Origin of the sequence: Pseudoalteromonas sp. H103, from assembly GCF_001469205.1 — a bacterium.
GTDB lineage: Bacteria > Pseudomonadota > Gammaproteobacteria > Enterobacterales > Alteromonadaceae > Pseudoalteromonas > Pseudoalteromonas carrageenovora.
The window spans coordinates 206584-225397 of sequence record NZ_LOFG01000020.1; the positions used below are offsets into that span (position 1 = coordinate 206584).

The window sequence follows — 18814 nt, forward strand, 5'->3', positions numbered from 1 at the left end:
TAAAAATTAGTGAATTATTTGCCGAGGTACCAACACGTTTTTCCAGCCTCAAAATTGATCACTTAATTAAGTGAATTGGTATTAATAAAAAAGGCGTAACTTATTTTTAAGTTACGCCTTTTTTATCTTTAACTTTTTATTAGCTAAGTACCTGTGCGAGTAACTCTATTGGGTGCTTAGGTTTAAATTGTTCAAAGCGTTTAACTTGGCTGCGGCACGAAAACCCGGTAGATAAAAGTTGATCTGGTTTATTTTTATCTACAATTGGTTTCCAACTCATTTCGTAAAGTGTACGAGAGTTTTCTTGGTTTTGTGCTTCGTGGCCGTATGTACCGGCCATTCCGCAACACCCGGTATTTGTTGTGTTTAGTGTTAAACCAATATCAGTAAAAATAGTTTTCCAAACACTTGCCGCTTTTGGTAATGCCGTTGTTTCTGTACAGTGGCTAAGCAATGTAAATTCTGTATCTTGCTTTTTCTTTGCACTTAACGATTTGAAAGATTGAGTTTGTAGCCATTCATGTGCAAGTTGTACATGAAAATCACCGCGATTACTTTCTAAAATTGTGTTGTACTCATCGCGATAACACATAACTAACGATGCATCTAAACCAACCAGTGGCGCATTTATATCACTGAGTTTATTTAAAAACTCGGCGGCATTTTTTGCTGTTACTTTAAACTCGTGTAAAAAACCTTTAACGTGCTGTGCTTTACCATTTGGTTTAAAGGGTAATAGCATAGGTTTTTTACCCAGTGCAGTTATAAGCGTTATAAAACTTTGTACTAATTCAGCTTCATAAAAACTGGTAAATGGGTCTTGCACAATTAACACATAATTATTTTGCTCTTCACCTGAAAGTGAATCTAATAATTCAAAATTAAATTTATGCGCTTTGGCTACACGTTTATCAAGTGATGGAATACTTAATTGAGGTGTGTCTACATAGCCAACCGTTTTTTTAATTAACCCACTTACTAAATTGGTTTTTACAACAGGATTAATTACACGTGCAAATTTTGACATAAGCGGAGCCGAGGTTTCTATGTTCCCAACTAAATAATCTTTAAGTGGACGAGCGTAATAACTATGGTAATAATTTAAAAAGCGCGCTCTAAAAGTTGGCACATCCACTTTTATTGGGCATGAAGTTGTACACGCTTTACATGCTAAACATTCATCCATAGATTCTTTTACTTCGTGAGAAAAATCGTAAACGCCTTTGTTTTTTTCTCGGCTATGAACAAAGCGTTCCCACCAAGTAATAACTTCACCTTTATTAAGTTCTTTTTCTACTTTCAGTAAATCTACATTTTTAGACTCTTGAAGTCGTAACCATTCGCGCATTAATGTTGCGCGCCCTTTTGGTGAATGCTTACGATCGCCGGTTACTTTATACGACGGACACATAGGTGAATTTTCGTCGTAGTTAAAGCATATTCCGTTACCATTACAGGTCATAGCGTTATTAAAACTGGTTTTTACATCGATAGATATTTGCTTATCAAAGTAAGAACGTTTTTGACTATCTACACTTACAAGTGAGTCTTCACTTTCAATGGGTGTACATATTTTACCTGGGTTGATTCTGTTATTAGGATCGAATGCAGTTTTTATTTTACGCAGTTGATTAAATAAATGTTCGCCAAAAAATTCAGGGCCATATTCGCTTCGATAACCTTTACCGTGCTCGCCCCACATTAACCCGCCATATTTTGCTGTGAGTTTTACAACGTCATCAGAAATTGTACGCAGTAGTTTTTCTTGTTCTGGATCGCACATATCAAGTGCTGGGCGTACGTGTAAAACGCCGGCATCAACATGGCCAAACATACCATATTGTAAATTATGGCTATCGAGTAATGCTCTAAATTCTACAATATAATCGGCTAGGTTTTCTGGCGGTACTGCGGTGTCTTCGGCAAAGGCCAATGGCTTTTGGCTGCCTTTAACATTACCAAGCAAACCGACTGACTTTTTACGCATTGCGTAAATTTTTAAAATATTGCTTTTATCGTTGGTTAACTGATAACCAATTACACCGTTGGTTTGATTTGCTACGCACTCATCTAACAATGTACAAAGTGTGTTAACTTTGTCTTTTATGTCGTCGGGCGATACTGCATTAAACTCAACCATGTTGAGCCCTTGCATATCCTTATTTGGTACGTCGGTTATTAAGTCCGATACTGAATGCCAAATTATATCTTCGCGCGCTAAATTTAATACTTTGCTGTCGACTGTTTCAACAGATGTTGCGCGTGCATCTACCAAAAAAGGTGAATGACGAAGTGCAGAATCAAAACTATCGTACTTAATATTTATAAGTGTTTTAAATTCGGCTATGGGTGTTAAGTTTAATTTTGCCTCAGTGACTATACCTAATGAGCCTTCTGATCCGGTAATTAGCCTGCTCATATCAAAAGTTTGTAAGTCATCACTTAGCACATGCTCTAGGTCGTAGCCGGTTAAAAAGCGATTTAAGCGTGGAAACTTCTCTAAAATAGCATCGCGCTGCGTAATAGAAATATCTAATACTGTTTTGTATAAGCTACCTATAAGTGAGTCTTGCTCGGCGATAACTTTTGCTTTTTGTATGTCGATTGGCGAGGTAACCATAGGTGTGCCATCAACTAAATACGTAGTTAAGCCTAAAACATGATTACTGGTTTTACCGTAAACTACTGACCCTTGGCCTGATGCATCGGTGCTGATCATTCCGCCAATAGTTGCACGATTACTAGTAGATAAGTCGGGTGAAAAGAAAAAACCATAGGGTTTTAAAAAGTCGTTTAATTGATCTTTTATTACACCTGTTTGTACTCTTACCCAACCTTCTTCTACGTTAATTTCGAGAATTTCTCGCATATAACGTGATAAATCAACAACAATACCAGGCGTTAGTGACTGCCCGTTTGTACCCGTACCGCCACCACGCGGGCCAAAAGTAAGCGACAAAAATGGGTCGCGAGATGCGGTTTGCAAAGCGAGTTGAATGTCTTTTTCGGTTTTAGGAAAAATAACACCTTGCGGAATTTGCTGATAAATACTGTTATCGGTAGAGGCAGTTAAACGCGTTGCATAGCTTGCATCGGTGTCTCCGCTAAAACCTTGATTTTTAATAGTACTTAAGTAATTTGCGACAAGTTCGGTCGCTGCATCTTGCTGTGTAATTGTTGCTATCATGACGGCGATAATTTAAGGCATTTGTGTAATTATATCATGGTGATGGCTAATAGAAATTGAAGATTTTACAGTTTGTAACACTCTTTTTGTCGTATTTTGAGGTTCTGTATTTATAATCAAGTTAAACCAATGTGTAGAGGTTTATATGAAAAAATTACTATTACAGATCATAGGTGTTTTGTTTATTTTGCTTGGGTTGTTTTTTTCTGTAGTAGCTAGGGCGTGTTGACCTTTGGTTGTTGAATTTGCAGCAGTATGTTTGGTTTTTAGGCAAGGCAGAGCCTATGTAGTGTGGTTACTCCCCATAAATAGGCGATAACGCAGCATAAATACCAAACATGCGCTGCCCAATGGGTTCTTTCTAGGGACGATTAACTCTTTGTTACTCGATTTTTACTTAGCCCACTAGGTTACAAACCTCGCGCCGCGATTTAATCGCCCCTAGATTGAACAAATTTCAATCCACAAAGATAAACACGCCCTTAGCCCCTCGCTGATATTTTTTATGGCGGGATTACTGTGCTTTTCTTTTTACTACCCAAAAGCGAGGCATTATTTAAAACTATGCCAAAAAGCCTTAACTAAATCGTGTAATTATTTAGATAAAAAATTAGTACGCTAAATTATGCCACTAATAAAAATGCCAGCTATAAAGCTGGCATTTTTATTAGTAACTAAAACCGTAATTATTTAGCAAGTTTATCTGCTAGGTATAACCAAGTTTCTAGTACTGTATCTGGATTTAGTGAAACAGAATCAATGCCCTGCTCTACTAACCATGCTGCAAAGTCTTCATGATCAGAAGGCCCTTGGCCACAAATACCTACGTATTTACCTTTTTCTTTAGCTGTTTTAATAGCCATTGAAAGTAGCTTTTTAATAGCAGGGTTACGCTCATCGAATAAATGTGCGATTAAACCTGAATCACGGTCTAAACCAAGTGTTAGCTGAGTTAAATCGTTAGAGCCGATAGAAAATCCATCGAACATATCTAAAAATTCATCTGCAAGTAATGCATTTGAAGGAAGCTCACACATCATTATTACTTTAAGACCATTTTCGCCACGTTTAAGGCCATGCTCTTCTAGTAATTCGATTACGCGTTTACCTTCTTCAAGGGTACGTACGAATGGGATCATGATTTCGATGTTGGTCATATCCATGGTGTTTCTTACGCGTTTTATTGCTTCACACTCAAGGGCAAAACAATCACGGAAGTCTTCAGAGATATAACGTGCAGCACCACGAAAACCAATCATTGGGTTTTCTTCTTCTGGTTCGTACTGCTCACCACCTACTAAGTTTGCGTATTCGTTTGATTTAAAATCAGACATACGCACGATTACGCGCTCTGGTGCAAAGGCACAACCAAGTGTAGAAATACCTTCTACTAACTTAGAGATATAAAATTCTACAGGTGATTCGTAACCGGCAATAATATCGGTAATTTCTGCTTGTAGAGCGGGTGTTTGCGCATCAAAGTTTAAAAGTGCTTTAGGGTGCACACCAATCATGCGGTTAATAACAAACTCAACACGGGCAAGGCCAACACCTGCATGCGGTAAACGTGCAAAGTCGAATGCACGATCGGGGTTACCCACGTTCATCATAACTTTCATTGGCAGTTCTGGCATTTTATCAACGCGCGACGTTAGTATTTCAAAGTCTAAAATACCTTCGTAGATGTAGCCTGTATCGCCTTCAGCACATGAAACAGTTACTTCTTGGCCCGCTTTGATTAAATCGGTTGCATTACCACAACCAACCACTGCTGGAATACCTAATTCACGTGCAATAATTGCAGCATGACAAGTACGACCGCCACGATTTGTAACAATCGCTGCAGCACGTTTCATGATTGGTTCCCAATCTGGGTCGGTCATGTCGGTAACTAAAATGTCACCTTCTTGTACTTGATCCATTTCTTTAATTGAATCGAGTACACGAACAACACCACTACCAATTTTGTGACCAATTGCACGCCCTTCAGCAATTACGTTGCTAGTACCGTTTAATTGAAAGCGTTCCATTACGTTTGCGTCTTCGTTTGAACGAACAGTTTCTGGACGCGCTTGAACTATATATAGTTTGCCGTCGTTACCGTCTTTTGCCCATTCGATGTCCATAGGACGACCGTAATGTTTTTCGATGATTACAGCTTGCTTGGCAAGATCTTGCACTTCTTCATCTGTAATCGAAAATTTGTTTGAAAGCGCTGGGTCTACATCAACGATGTCTACTTGTTTACCGTGCGCTTTATCTTCTGAGTAAATCATTTGAATGGCTTTAGAACCAATGTTACGACGTACTACTGACGGTTTGTTTTTCAGTAAGGTTGGTTTATGAACATAAAATTCATCAGGGTTTACTGCGCCCTGTACAACCATTTCACCTAAGCCATAGCTTGATGTAACAAATACAACGTCTTCAAAACCCGACTCTGTATCAATACTAAACATGACGCCTGATGCTGATTTATCTGAGCGTACCATGCGCTGAATACCTGCAGATAACGCTACGCCACGATGATCATAACCTTGGTGAACGCGGTACGATATTGCACGATCGTTAAATAAAGAAGCAAACACGTGTTTAATAGCGACCATTACTGAGTCGATACCTACTACGTTTAGGAAAGTTTCTTGTTGGCCTGCGAATGATGCATCTGGCATGTCTTCAGCGGTAGCTGATGAACGTACTGCAAAAGAAACATCTGCTGTTGTGTCACCGTGGAGTTGACTGTAAGCGTCGCGGATTGCTTTATCTAGGTTAGGTTGGAATGGTGTATCGATTATCCATTGGCGGATATCGGCACCTACTTTGGCAAGTGTATTTACATCATCAACATCGAGTGTATCTAAAATGTCGTGAATTTTTGCGGTGAGTCCTGATTGATCTAAAAACTCGTTAAAAGCGTCGGCTGTAGTGGCAAAGCCACCTGGAACCTGTACACCTGCGTTTGCTAGGTTTGAAATCATTTCACCGAGTGAGGCATTTTTACCACCAACACGAGGAACATCTTGCATACCAAGCTCTTGATACCAGAGAACGTATTCTTGCACGGGTCTTTCTCCAAAAAACAAATTGTAGTTGAAACTGTGAGAGTTAAGAAAGAAAACCTTTTATAAAGGTCACCTTCATTCTACACTGGCATTAGTCCTCACGTAAACCGTGAGTAACCCATTTTAGGGATTAAACGTAATAAAAAGGTTAACTATGAGAACTGCTTTTTATATATCAGACGGTACTGCAATCACCTCAGAGGTGTTTGGGCACGCGACTTTGTCGTTATTTCCGGTTGATTTTAATCATAAAACTATTCCTTTTGTTGAAACAGAAGAAAAAGCAAATGAAATTAAAGCGTTAATTAACGCAACTGCTGCAAAAGAAGGTGAGAAGCCATTTGTGTTCTTTACCTTCGTTAATCATAACTTAAGTGAAATTATTAAATCGGCCGATGCTGTTGCTTACGATTTTCTCTCTACTTATAGCGAAAAAATACAAAAAGAGCTTGATGTAGCACCAGTACCAAAAATGCACCGCACGCATTCTATTCACGAAAAAAGCTATGATTTTAGAATTGACGCCGTCAACTACGCACTAATGAATGATGACGGTGGCAACATTAAAAACTTTTCTGAAGCCGATATTATTTTAGTTGGTGTGAGCCGCAGTGGTAAAACACCAACCAGTTTATACTTAGCACTACAATACGGTATTAAAGCCGCTAATTATCCAATAACAGAAGACGACTTAGAAAGTGAGGGTTTACCTAAGTGTTTACTCACTTACAAACATAAGTTGTTTGGCCTGACTATTGACCCTGAACGTTTAGCTGCAATAAGGCATAGGCGTATGGCTAATTCTAAATACGCGTCTATTAGGCAATGCCGAATAGAAGTGCGTGAAGTAGAAATGTTATATAAACGCCATAAAATTTCGTACTTTAATTCTACCCATCATTCGGTAGAAGAAATATCTGCTAAAATCCTAATTGACAGTAACCTTGAGCGACGTAAGTACTAACAAACTAATTTACTATTTTGCTAAAAAAAGCCGCAATATGCGGCTTTAATTTTTTACTTATTACTTACGAGCGTCTTTTAATAAATCAGCTACTAAGAAACCAACTTCTAATACTTGGTCTGCATTTAAGCGAGGGTCACATTGTGTTTTGTAACGCTGTGCTAGGTCATCGTCTGATAAACCGTAAGCACCACCTGTACACTCTGTTACGTGCTGACCTGTCATTTCTAAATGAACACCACCTGCATATGAACCTTCAGATTTGTGTACTGCAAAGAATTGGCTGATCTCGCGCATAATATTATCAAAGCTACGTGTTTTGTAACCAGATGTCGCTTTTTCAGTATTGCCGTGCATTGGATCTGAGCTCCAAATTACTTTACGGCCTTCTTGTTGAACGCGGCGAACGAGTGCTGGTAATTTCTCTGGAAGAACATCAGCACCCATACGCGTAATTAACGTTAAGCGACCCGGGATATTATCTGGATTTACTGCATCAATTAAACGAATTAGGTCGTCTGGGTCCATGCCAGGGCCAACTTTAACACCTATGGGGTTTTTAATACCTTTGAAAAACTCAATGTGGGCATGATCTAGCTGGCGTGTACGCTCACCAATCCAAACAAAGTGTGCTGAACAGTCGTACCAATCACCTGAAAGGTGGTCACGGCGTGTTAGCGCTTCTTCGTAACCTAGTAATAAGGCTTCGTGAGAAGTGTATAAATCTGTTTCTTTAAGGCTAGGTGCAATTGTAGAATTAATGCCACACACTTCCATAAATTCAAGTGCATCTTGAATTTTGTCTGCAAGTTGTTGGAAACGCTCTTTTTGCGGATTAGCGGCAACAAAACCCATATTCCAGCGGTTTACCTGGTGTAAGTCAGCTAAGCCACCTTGTGCAAATGCACGTAGTAAGTTTAATGTAGCTGCACTGTTGTGGTAAGCCTTCATTAAACGTTGAGGGTCTGGTATACGTGCTTCTTCTGTAAATTCAAAGCTATTTACAATATCACCACGGTAAGATGGTAATGAAACTCCATCGATTGTTTCTAAATCTGCAGAGCGTGGTTTTGCATATTGGCCAGCCATACGTGCAATTTTAACTACAGGGCATTTACCGCCGTAAGTTAATACAACCGCCATTTGTAAAATGGTTTTAAATGTATCGCGAATATTAGCTGCGTTAAAGTCACTAAACGACTCAGCACAATCACCACCTTGAAGTAAAAATGCACGACCTTCGCACACATCTTCAAGCTGTTTAAATAAGCTTCTTGTTTCCTCAGCAAATACTAATGGCGGAGCGCTTTTTAATTGGCCCTCTACTGACTTTAACTCTTCTTGATCTGGGTACTGTGGTTGCTGCAGTATTGGCAGCTCTCTCCAACTATTTGGGTTCCACGATTGCATGTTCTTTCCTCATTCCTACATTACCTGATAAGAAGAAATTAACGTATGCAGGCACCTAAGTTCAAGGACTAAATTCACTATTTACCAATTATTTAGTTATGAGCTAGGTATATATAAATTTTATAACTTAAATAAGCTGTTTTGCATGCCATTTTTTTGTTTTATTTATAATATTTATTCACTTAATAACAACAAGATAAAAGCAAATTAATTATATTTTGAGTATCTTATATTAAATTAAAGGCAAGCATTACATGTATACAAACAACAAGGGAACACATCATACTTAAAAGCACAGGTTTGTACTCTTAACTTTACAGACTAAAATAATTAAAAAAGATAATCAGTATGAACGCAGGATTATATGTGCTAAAGGCATGGTAACTCTAATGAATTGCTAACAAAAATTACCAATAGTGTTTATGGGGCTTTAGTTTATTTAAAGCTAGCTTATCCACTTAGCTGACTACGTACTCGATTTATAATTTATACTAACCCTTCAGTGCACTTACGTTCATCTACTATGTAATGATTCCAGCACACCAAAAACCTTTGGTTACTTAAATATGCTCTGTTTAGTTAAGTTCCATACATTGGTACCGCTCATTTTGCCCTCTGAGTCCAAAGCCTCAATCATCCAGAGTAAATAATTAAAATATCTCACACTCATGATTTGCAGTTTATTATTTATCACTATAGTAGATTAGTGAGTTAGATTTACTCATTGGATAATGAGATAACAGCTAATGTACCGGCTATTATATTAACGAATTATTTTTATGCAGTAATTATATTAATAGCTCACAATTAAAGAACACATCATACTTATTTTTTTAAAAAAATTTATCTTAGCAGGGTCATAAAATTGAAGTATTTATAAACAAGTAAAAGGTTATATGTGATAATTACAAAATTGTAAGATGTGTTCTTGGTTGTATATGGTTAGTAAAATACAAATTAGAAGTCAGTTTGATTTAATGAATGAGCTAACATTATTGTTAGTAGAAGAGCTAAAAGCTTGTGAGTACTCGAAGGCTGAATATTATCAGTTGCCTAATATTAGTAGCGCTGATGAAAGCATTGTTCCAGAGTCTATTATCACTAATAGGATTTCGGGTGATTTAGCACATAAATCTATCCTTAATTCATTCACTGATATTTATAAAAAAGATGGTTTAAGTAGTCGTGTTTTAAAGCGCCACCCTGGTTTACTTGTAATTAAAAATGCAGATAAAGAATCGCTTAATAATCGAATAGCTCAGGTGAATAAGGCTAAGGCTGATTTTAAAGCTTGTATTGTCGCGATAGATAATAACGATGCTCGTTTTGAAGCAGTACACAATGCAATGCCTAATTTAATTACTTTAGCTGCCTACAGAAAAATACATTCTGAGAGTGATTCGCCTTTTTCAGTACGTTTTACGTGGATGCATAAGCACGCAACAAAAACACTCACAAAAAAAATGGCTTTAGAGATGCTTGATAAATCGGCCGGTTACAGAAACCCCAGAATGATTGATCAACAAAAATGGCAATCATTAGTTGCACAAGAACAAATGCGTGTAGCTAGTTTAGGTGAAAAAGAAAAATTAAGGATTAGACGCCCTACCCGTGTAAGCCCTCAAGTAAATGTTAGATACACAGCTCAAAATCGTTACCACGTTAGTGCTGCATTACCCTTTATTTTGATAAACCCAGAACCAGATGTAAAGCTTGGTATTTTACCTGATTATCAAAAGCCAGATGCTCACCCACGTAAGCGAGAGTATGATTTTTTAGTCGATAGGTTATATTTAGAGCAAGTAGACAAATAATGATTATGTTAAAAAGGCCACTTTATGTGGCCTTTTTGGTTTGGTGTTTAATTGTTTAAAATAAACCTTTTTATTTTTCTACTATTTCTTCAATTTTATCTTCATCAATTAAAACTGCATTCTCAACGATACGTTTACCGCCTTGAATTTCTATGCGTTTATTGTGTTTGTTTAATGTAAGTATCTCGTCGCAAAACTGATCCGATGGATGCATTTCATATGTGTAGTCGATAATATTTCCGGTTTTATCGTCTTTTACATTTGTGATGCTGTATTCAGATATAGCCCCTTTTTCGATCAAATCTTTCATTGTCGTAGTCATATCACGACGTAATGCCTTTAATTTATTCTCAGTAATATCATCTGTAGAATAAATAGAGCCATATTTTTCCATAATAGAAAGTAATCTAAAATGATACGTTTTACCTGGCGCCGCATATCGCCAAAGATGATACAAACGTAACATCATCCAACGTGATAAGCCGCGTTTTAATTCTTGGGCACTATTAAAATAATATCCTTTGTATTCAAGGTTATCAATCATGTTATGAACAAAAGCATTTAAACATGCAACACATTTAACATTGCCACCTTGACCTTTTTTACCACTAAAGTGTAGCGACGATAAAAAATTCATATTTGACTCATAAAAAGAATCGTCAATGTCTGAATTCTTAGTGTCGGTAGCAGAATATTTAAATGAAAGTTTAGAACCTTGAAGTGCTTCTAATGATTCTTTGATTGCTGGATAAGGCATTGACTGCCCAACCGCTTTAAGCTCCTGTGCTAATTCGTTCATAGAAAAAACGACTGCATATTGAATACCGGACTTAAAATTAATTTTTACTATTTTACCTTTAGAGGCTAAACGAATAAGTGCGCGCTCAACTTTTTCTTCTCTATCTGATGGCCATACTAAATATTCAACGTCTTCACCATCTTTACGCGTACTAACAACAGCAGGCGTTATTTTTATTTCGCCATCATATAAAATACCATCTACTTTTTCAGATATTTTACGCGTTATTATCGTCTTTTTAGGAGCTTCTTCTAGAGGCAATTTTTTATGGCCAGAACGTACAAAGCGACCCCACAAATCATAATGATTAAATGTGTTAGAGTAAGCACGTAATCCATGAGCTGCATTTTCGATTGAAATTCGCACATCTTTATTATCTGTAAACAGTGCTAAACTTTCGTTATCGATTGCACTTTCCACCCCGTGGATTTGGCCCCTTAGTGTATCGGGCAAGTTATCTACCGAGATGTTGACCTTTCGGCTCATTGTTCTTATTTCCATTTTTATTGCGACAGCTAATAACAACACATAAAACGACAAAAGTTAAATGTTTAAGTTAGTATAAAAGTGATCCGAGTTTAAATAAAATGTTCAGATCATTATTTTACTAAGGCTAATGTATTTATCATGATTTTAGATCACTATTTTACTAAGAGTACAGTTATAAATCTAATTTTTACTAACTCAGGTGTTATTTTGTCCATCACATTTAGTTTTTTTGTAAAATTAGCACGACAAATTAGCCTTAAATTTTTTATCCCTGTGGATAAAGACTTATTGAGTTAGCATAGATCTGATCTGTACTTACTACAGATCAGATCTATACCAATTAAAGCCACGTTTTAAAGCACTGCTTGGTGTATAACTTTATAATTTACTTAGTAAAAAATTGATCTGTCGAGCTGTTTTTGTTCATAACTAATTGAGTAACTTGTGCATAACTCAATGTTTTAAATATAGCTTAGTAAAAAGGTGATCCAAGGGTAGATAAAGATCTGATCTTAACCAAGTATAAAGCTGATCTGCTTTTTTTTGTATTATTTATAATAATCATAGAGTTATATATAGATTATACACCCTTAACCTTTATTACCTTATATATTTAACCACCTTTAAACTTCTTTATTTATACTAAGCAATATTAATGGTGTAAAAATATTTTTGAATGTCTTGTTATTAAAATGCATGTCGTCTTAAATAGTTGTTTACAGCTAATTGAATGGACATTATACTTGCAGCCTAACTTTGAGGAAGAAAGTATGTCTATCAATAATAACGCGCTAAGTACCTACCGGCTTTTAAAAGCAACTGCCGAAGTTGCTGAAAAATCACTAGAAGGACGTATTCAACATTACCGCGCTCATCTTAAATCAGAAGAAAAAGAATTAAGAACCTACACTCAAAAAGCAGCAGCTGATTTACTAGGTTGTAATAATCGTACCCTAAAAAGACGACATGATAACGGTGATTTTGACGATCTTAATATAAAACGCGGTGCTAATGGCCACTATGCTTACACTTTAGTAAACATTTTTGCTATGGCTGATATTATGGATATTAAGCCAGATCACCGTACTGATGACGACAAATTACAAGTTATAGTAATTAATTCGCTTAAAGGTGGCTGTGGTAAAACAACGAGCATGGTTAATATTGCAGCTGCTTTAGCAACTACAAATATCAAACGTTATCGTATTGGTATAATTGATTTAGATCCGCAAGGTTCATCATCAAGCTTCTTTCCTTCAAGTGAGCACGATCCAATTACTGTTGGCGATTTAATGCGTGATTGTATTGATTTAGACGAAGGTGAAACTTGGCCAGAGTTTGTTTCTAATTCATTTTTACCAACCCATATTCCTAATATTCGTGTTTTACCATCAGGTATGGACGATTTTTATTTTGAGCACGAAACTGCTACTTTACTCAAAGATACCTCTAATTATGAGCAAACTCGCCATTATCATAAGTTACTTGAAAAAGTAATAAACCCCGTTAAAGATGAGTTTGACATTATATTAATTGATACAGCCCCTACCCTTAACTTTATGTTTTATAACGCCTTAATGGCATCTACTGCTATGCTTATTCCTGTTCATCCAGAAGCTGTTGATTTTGATGCTAACAATAAATACTTAAAACGATTAGGTGAGATTTATCATACTGTTGCAGCCCTAGGCCATAATGGTTGGGACTTTATGCAATTTTTGGTGACCAACTATGTAAAAGGTAATCACTCTCAACGCGATATAGTAAAAGATGTTCGCAGTGCTTTTGGTCGCCAAGTAATGAGTTATCCAATTAACCATAGCTCTGCAATTACCGCTAGTTCATCGTCTTTTAATACTATTTTTGATCAAAAAGCGTCTGATAGTTTAGCAAGCCGAGAGTCACTAATGCGTGCTCAAGAAAATATCAAAGACGTAGTAGATGAACTTGAAATGTTAATTCGATCAAATTGGCAGTCTACTCAATCATCACTCAATACCCCTAAGTAAGGATGTTAAATAAAAATGGCTAGAAAACGTAAAAACGACACCCGCTTAGATCCATTTGCAACAGCTGTAGGTAACAGCAGTCTTGATGCACTTTTAGAGCAAGCCAGCGCTGGCGATGTAATTAGAATGCCTGCTCCAAGTGATCCTACGCGCGAAATTACCCTAGTTTGTAAAGTGATCCCACACAGCGATATTGAAGCAAGTACCCAGGTTTATGGTAAAAACCGCCGTGTTCAAGCGCTGCTTAACGAAAAGTCGGTATCGGATATATTACCTGCTATTAGCGAAGATGGTCGTAACCAACACCCAGCACTTTTATGGGAGCAAAATGATACTAGCTTAGTACTAGCAGGCTCACGTAGACGAAAAGCTTGTATTTTAGGTAACGCCGATTACTTAGTGCTTAGCTCTACTGATTTTACAGATCAAGATGCTAAAATTTTAGCTGTATCGTCTGATCAATACATCGCGCCTAGCTTATGGGAACTCGGCCAAGCTTATCAGCAAACTAAAAATGAATTAATTGAGCAAGGTAAAAAAGGCTCGTACCGTGAAATAGCGACCATTGAAGGTGTTTCACACACTGCGATTGCTGATGCGGTAAAAGCATATGAGCAAATTCCTGCTGATGTTATTTCTCTTTATCCTACAGCTAATCATGTTGGTCGTGAAGTAGCTAAAAAGCTGGTAATTGCAAAGGAGCGAGACGAAGCTGCGTTTAACCAGCTTGTTAATGCACTTGCTAACGATGAAGAGCTTAATGCTATTACAAGCGACGACAAGCGTGCTATGGCTATAACTAAGCGCCTAACTGCAGAGCCTGAAGTTGCTGCAAAACGTGAAGCAGTCCTTGAAAACAAATTTATATCAGTACAGCGTAATATTAAAAGCGGTGATGTTTCTATTAAAATAGATAATAAAGTTATGACTGATAAGCGTTTAGAACAGCTTACAAAGCTTTTAGGTGCTTTTAATTAGCTAGTATAATAATGATCTGCCGGTGCTGTTTAGTTAGTTAAATAGTGATCTGGCAGATACTTAAGTTGGTAAAAATCTGATCTTGTTGCCAACCAACAGCCTCAAAAATCCTTACGTACCCACCGAAGATCAATTTTTTACTAACTTAATTGTTACTTTTATTGCTTCAAACACGTTTAACCCACTGCGTTAGTAAAATTATGATCTGTAATGCCCCTTGTTTTGTTGTTAACTTGTATACAAGTTGTGAGCTTGCTGTGTTTTAAATTTCAGTTAGTAAAAATTTTTGCTCATATTTAGCTATAAACCGATTTTTTACTAACCTATCAGCTCCAACCAGTTTGTATTGCGTTAATATTGCTTTAGCTCAACGCACATAAGGCATATACTGGCAGAATTATTTTTAAAATTTAATGCTTAGAGTGACATGTCTGCTAACTTATCAAAAAATGATTTAATGGCTATTTTTGAAGAAATAAAAAATGAGCAGGCAACTCAGTTTCCCCTGTCTGAACGCTTTATAAAAAAGCTTTTTCGCGAAAGTGTTCTTGATAAAGGCAAAGAGTATTATAAAAATGGTCAAATTAGCTGGCTTGAGCACACACCAAACTTTTCTGTTGTGGACTCTACGGTTCAAGGCGATAACGGTTCATCGTTTAATCAACGTATTGAGATCAGTAAAGTACCAACTGGTTATTCTGTTGACACTCATTGTACATGTAACGCAAAAACCAAATGTCGCCATTTGGCTGCCATTTTATTTAAACTTAAAATAGAACACTCTGGTGAGTACGGAGAAGACTACTTTATAAATGATTGGTTTAGCGAGTTAAGTGCACTTAAAAGCAACGATAAAAAAACGCCATCGCAAGTACTTTTATTTGTTTTAGATATTGAAAATAACAAAGTATTTTTAACACCAAAAATAGCTAATGTTGAAAACAAAAAAAATTACACCCTAGGAAGAAACCTTACCGAGCAACAGCTCAATAGCTTTGTTACTCCAAACGATTTACTCGAAAGCGATTTTAGATTATTTAGTTGGATCCGCTCGCAAAATGCAGTCGGAAACATTGAGCTTAAAGGCCAATGGGGCTTTAGTGCTTTGCAGCAGTTAATCGCAACAGAACGTTTGTTTTTTCAACGTTCTCGTGTGCCTATAAAGGCTCAAACTGGTCAAGCATTGAGTTTTAATTGGGAACAAAATAAAGACCTTTCGCAATTAGTTATCAAGCTTGAGCAAAGCCAAAATTGGGCATTGTTAAAAACTACGCCTCCTACATATATAGACTTAGACCATTTAAAAGCTGGGCGCATTCGTACTCCATTAAGTGGTGACGAAATTGCTCATCTACAAACCATGCCTGCCCTGCACGATGCTAATTTTGATCGTATTTATAAACAACTAGCGGATAATTTTGGTGTGGGTGTTATTCCGCATCCAACTAATTTACAGCCTAGTTTGCCTAAGCCTTCTAGTAATGCGGTATTAAAAATAACAATGGGTGAGCGCGGTTTATCGCTTTCATTATTATTTAAGTATAAAAATAAAAACTATTTAGCAGGCTCTGCCCCTGCTAATACAATAAATAGTGCTTTTGAAAATACAGTAACCAATGAGCTTACTAATCTCGGTTTCGAATTTTGTAAAGGGGGTTTACAAAGTGAATTTGTATTTATAAAACAATCTCCTATTCATTTGCACTGGCTTATATTTGAAGTGTTTCCTAGTTTTAAAGAGCGGGGCTGGCAAGTAAGTGTAAGCAAAGTTAGTAGTCCTAATCCTCAATCGGAAGTTAGCTTGCATGTTCATCGCGCTGCAGGGCATCAAATGCACTGTAAAGTTTTGCTTGGTGAAGCAAAAGCGACCCCTCTTTTTACCAATACTGATCCGCTATATCAGTCATTAAATCGACAAAGTGAATTATTTTATTACTACCCAGTAGGCCGACAATTTGGGGTTATTAATAAATCAGCAATTAACTTAATTAACGAATTTAAAGAACGTTTTGAATTTGTAAAAACGCGAGATGAATTTAATATACCGCTATCGTACTTACCTGAACTGGTAAAGCAAACAGCTATAAATGTAGAGCTACACGACGATTCTTTAGAGCGATATTTATTAGAGCTAAATAGCACAGACTACGCTATGCCTGTTGTTGCTTTACATGGGTTAAACGACTCCGTTACTCTTAGGGAGTATCAACAACAAGGCGTAGATTGGCTTAGCTTTTTAAAGCGCCATCAGTTAGGTGGGATTTTAGCCGACGATATGGGGCTTGGAAAAACACTTCAGGTAATCGCTTTTTTAGCGAGCACTTTTAACCGCCCTCAAGCTGGGCCTACACTTATAGTATGCCCTACGAGCTTAGTTAGTAATTGGCAAAACGAGATCACTAAATTTGCTAAAAGTTTAAAAGTAACGACTATTTTTGGTGCTCAGCGAAATGAGCCATTACAGCACCTAGCTCAGGCGCAGTGTATACTTACAACCTATCCGCTTTTAAAGCGCGACATAGCGTACTATTCACCGCTTTATTTTGAAAATATTATACTCGATGAAGCTCAATATATTAAAAATAATACAGCGCAGGTTTCGCGTTTAGTCAAACGCTTAAATGCCGAGTTTAAATTATGTTTAAGCGGTACCCCTATTGAAAATAACTTACTTGAACTTAAGTCATTACTCGACTTTGCTATGCCGTCACTACTTGGCTCGCAGGCTCATTTTAAACAACATTTTCAAACGCCTATCGAGCGCGAAGCTGATATGGATCGTGCAGAGCAGCTAAAAGCCTTAATTATGCCTTTTATAATGCGCCGTACTAAAGCGCAAGTTGCTCAAGAGCTACCAGAAAAAACAGAGTTAACAAAAGAGTTTGAGTTTGAGCCTAAGCAAAAAGAAATGTATCAAGGCATTACACGCTCATTGGAAGAAAAGCTTATAGACTTATTTGCAGAGCAAGGCGTGCAAAAAAGTAAGTTGGCTTTTTTAGAAGCGCTATTAAAGTTAAGACAAATTTGTTGCCACCCAAAATTAATAGACCCAGAAACCCAAGCAGGATCAGCAAAGCTTGAGTGGCTCGCAACACATTTACCGCTTATGTTAAGCCTTGGTCGTAAAATAATTATTTTTAGCCAGTTTACATCGGCACTTGATTTAATAGCTAAACGCCTTGAAGAAATACACATTAATTTTAGTATGCTAACAGGGCAAACTCGTCATCGCGATAAAGTAATAGATGAGTTTACAAGTGGTAAAACATCGGTGTTTTTAATTAGTTTAAAAGCCGGTGGCACTGGCTTAAATTTAACGCAAGCCGATACTGTTATTCATTTTGATCCGTGGTGGAACCCAGCTGTAGAAAAGCAAGCCACCGACAGGGCATATCGTATAGGCCAAACTAATCCCGTATTTGTATATAAACTAATAATGAGCAATTCAATCGAGCAAAAAGTATTTAAAATGCAGCAAGATAAGCAAGCGCTTGTAGATGCTTTATTTACCGAAAAATCTATGAGTTTTACACAGTTTGATGAGCAACAAATGTTATCACTCATTAAAAATTAAATATTAATGAACTAAATTAAAAAATAAGCGTCTATTAATATGCTTGTTGATTAATTGCAGTTAATACAAGTTTTCATGTTGATTTCCCCCCTATTTAGTTACTAATTTTAGTAGCCACTGAGCCAGCACTTTTTAGCTGGCTTTTTTATGCCTGTAATTTTCCTTAATTATTATATTTAAAATATTTATCATTATTTTTGAACTTAATTTAAAGTTGGGCGTCTACTATTATGCTTGTTGATTAATTGCAGTTAATACAAGTTTTCATGTTGATTCCCCCTATTTAGTTACTAATTTTAGTAACCACTGAGCCAGCGCCTTTTAGCTGGCTTTTTTATGCCTGTAATTTTTCTTAATTATTATATTTAAAAATATTTATTTATAGTTTTGAACTTAATTTAAAGTTGGGCGTCTACTATTACGCTTGTTGATTAATTGCAGTTAACACAAGCTTCATGTTGATTTCCCCCGTTTAGTTACTAAGTTTAGTAATGATTGAGCCAGCCTAGTTTAGCTGGCTTTTTTTAT

The 18814-nt window shown here is 36.8% G+C and carries 9 protein-coding genes; 5 read left to right on the forward strand and 4 right to left on the reverse strand.

Annotated elements, in window-relative coordinates; all coding sequences use genetic code 11:
* Positions 1 to 139 precede the first annotated feature (139 nt).
* Both ydiJ and ppsA read right to left on the reverse strand, forming a co-directional pair.
* Positions 140 to 3187, reverse strand: coding sequence for a D-2-hydroxyglutarate dehydrogenase YdiJ (gene ydiJ / locus ATS74_RS18635; RefSeq protein ID WP_058550356.1), 3048 nt, complete (start codon positions 3185 to 3187; stop codon positions 140 to 142).
* 686 nt (positions 3188 to 3873) lie between these two features.
* Entirely contained in the window at positions 3874 to 6249 is a 2376-nt protein-coding gene (ppsA, locus tag ATS74_RS18640; RefSeq protein ID WP_058550357.1) for a phosphoenolpyruvate synthase, read from the reverse strand.
* Positions 6250 to 6403: 154 nt separating this feature from the next.
* Here ppsA and ppsR point away from each other — a divergent pair, with 154 nt between their 5' ends.
* Positions 6404 to 7213, forward strand: coding sequence for a posphoenolpyruvate synthetase regulatory kinase/phosphorylase PpsR (gene ppsR, locus ATS74_RS18645; protein ID WP_058550358.1), 810 nt, complete (start codon positions 6404 to 6406; stop codon positions 7211 to 7213).
* 60 nt (positions 7214 to 7273) lie between these two features.
* Here the strand turns inward: ppsR and ATS74_RS18650 are convergent, their stop codons facing one another.
* On the reverse strand, positions 7274 to 8623 hold the full coding sequence (locus tag ATS74_RS18650; RefSeq protein WP_002962128.1) for a class II 3-deoxy-7-phosphoheptulonate synthase: 1350 nt from the start codon (positions 8621 to 8623) through the stop codon (positions 7274 to 7276).
* A gap of 938 nt (positions 8624 to 9561) precedes the next feature.
* On the opposite strand from ATS74_RS18650, the gene ATS74_RS18655 reads away from it, so the two are divergent.
* On the forward strand, positions 9562 to 10437 hold the full coding sequence (locus ATS74_RS18655) for a DNA replication terminus site-binding protein (protein WP_058550359.1): 876 nt from the start codon (positions 9562 to 9564) through the stop codon (positions 10435 to 10437).
* A 70-nt stretch (positions 10438 to 10507) separates the two neighbouring features.
* Here ATS74_RS18655 and ATS74_RS18660 read toward each other — a convergent pair whose 3' ends face one another.
* Entirely contained in the window at positions 10508 to 11722 is a 1215-nt protein-coding gene (locus tag ATS74_RS18660; RefSeq protein WP_033021802.1) for a hypothetical protein, read from the reverse strand.
* 773 nt (positions 11723 to 12495) lie between these two features.
* Here ATS74_RS18660 and ATS74_RS18665 point away from each other — a divergent pair.
* The 3 genes from ATS74_RS18665 to ATS74_RS18675 all read left to right on the forward strand — a co-directional run bounded on the left by ATS74_RS18665 (position 12496) and on the right by ATS74_RS18675 (position 18286).
* On the forward strand, positions 12496 to 13734 hold the full coding sequence (locus ATS74_RS18665) for an AAA family ATPase (RefSeq protein ID WP_058550360.1): 1239 nt from the start codon (positions 12496 to 12498) through the stop codon (positions 13732 to 13734).
* Positions 13735 to 13749: 15 nt separating this feature from the next.
* The gene (locus tag ATS74_RS18670) at positions 13750 to 14712 is read left to right on the forward strand and encodes a hypothetical protein (RefSeq protein WP_058550361.1); all 963 of its coding nucleotides are present in this window, start codon (positions 13750 to 13752) and stop codon (positions 14710 to 14712) included.
* Between the two features lie 427 nt (positions 14713 to 15139).
* Positions 15140 to 18286, forward strand: a complete 3147-nt coding sequence (locus ATS74_RS18675; RefSeq protein WP_058550362.1) for a DEAD/DEAH box helicase — start codon at positions 15140 to 15142, stop codon at positions 18284 to 18286.
* Positions 18287 to 18814 lie beyond the last annotated feature (528 nt).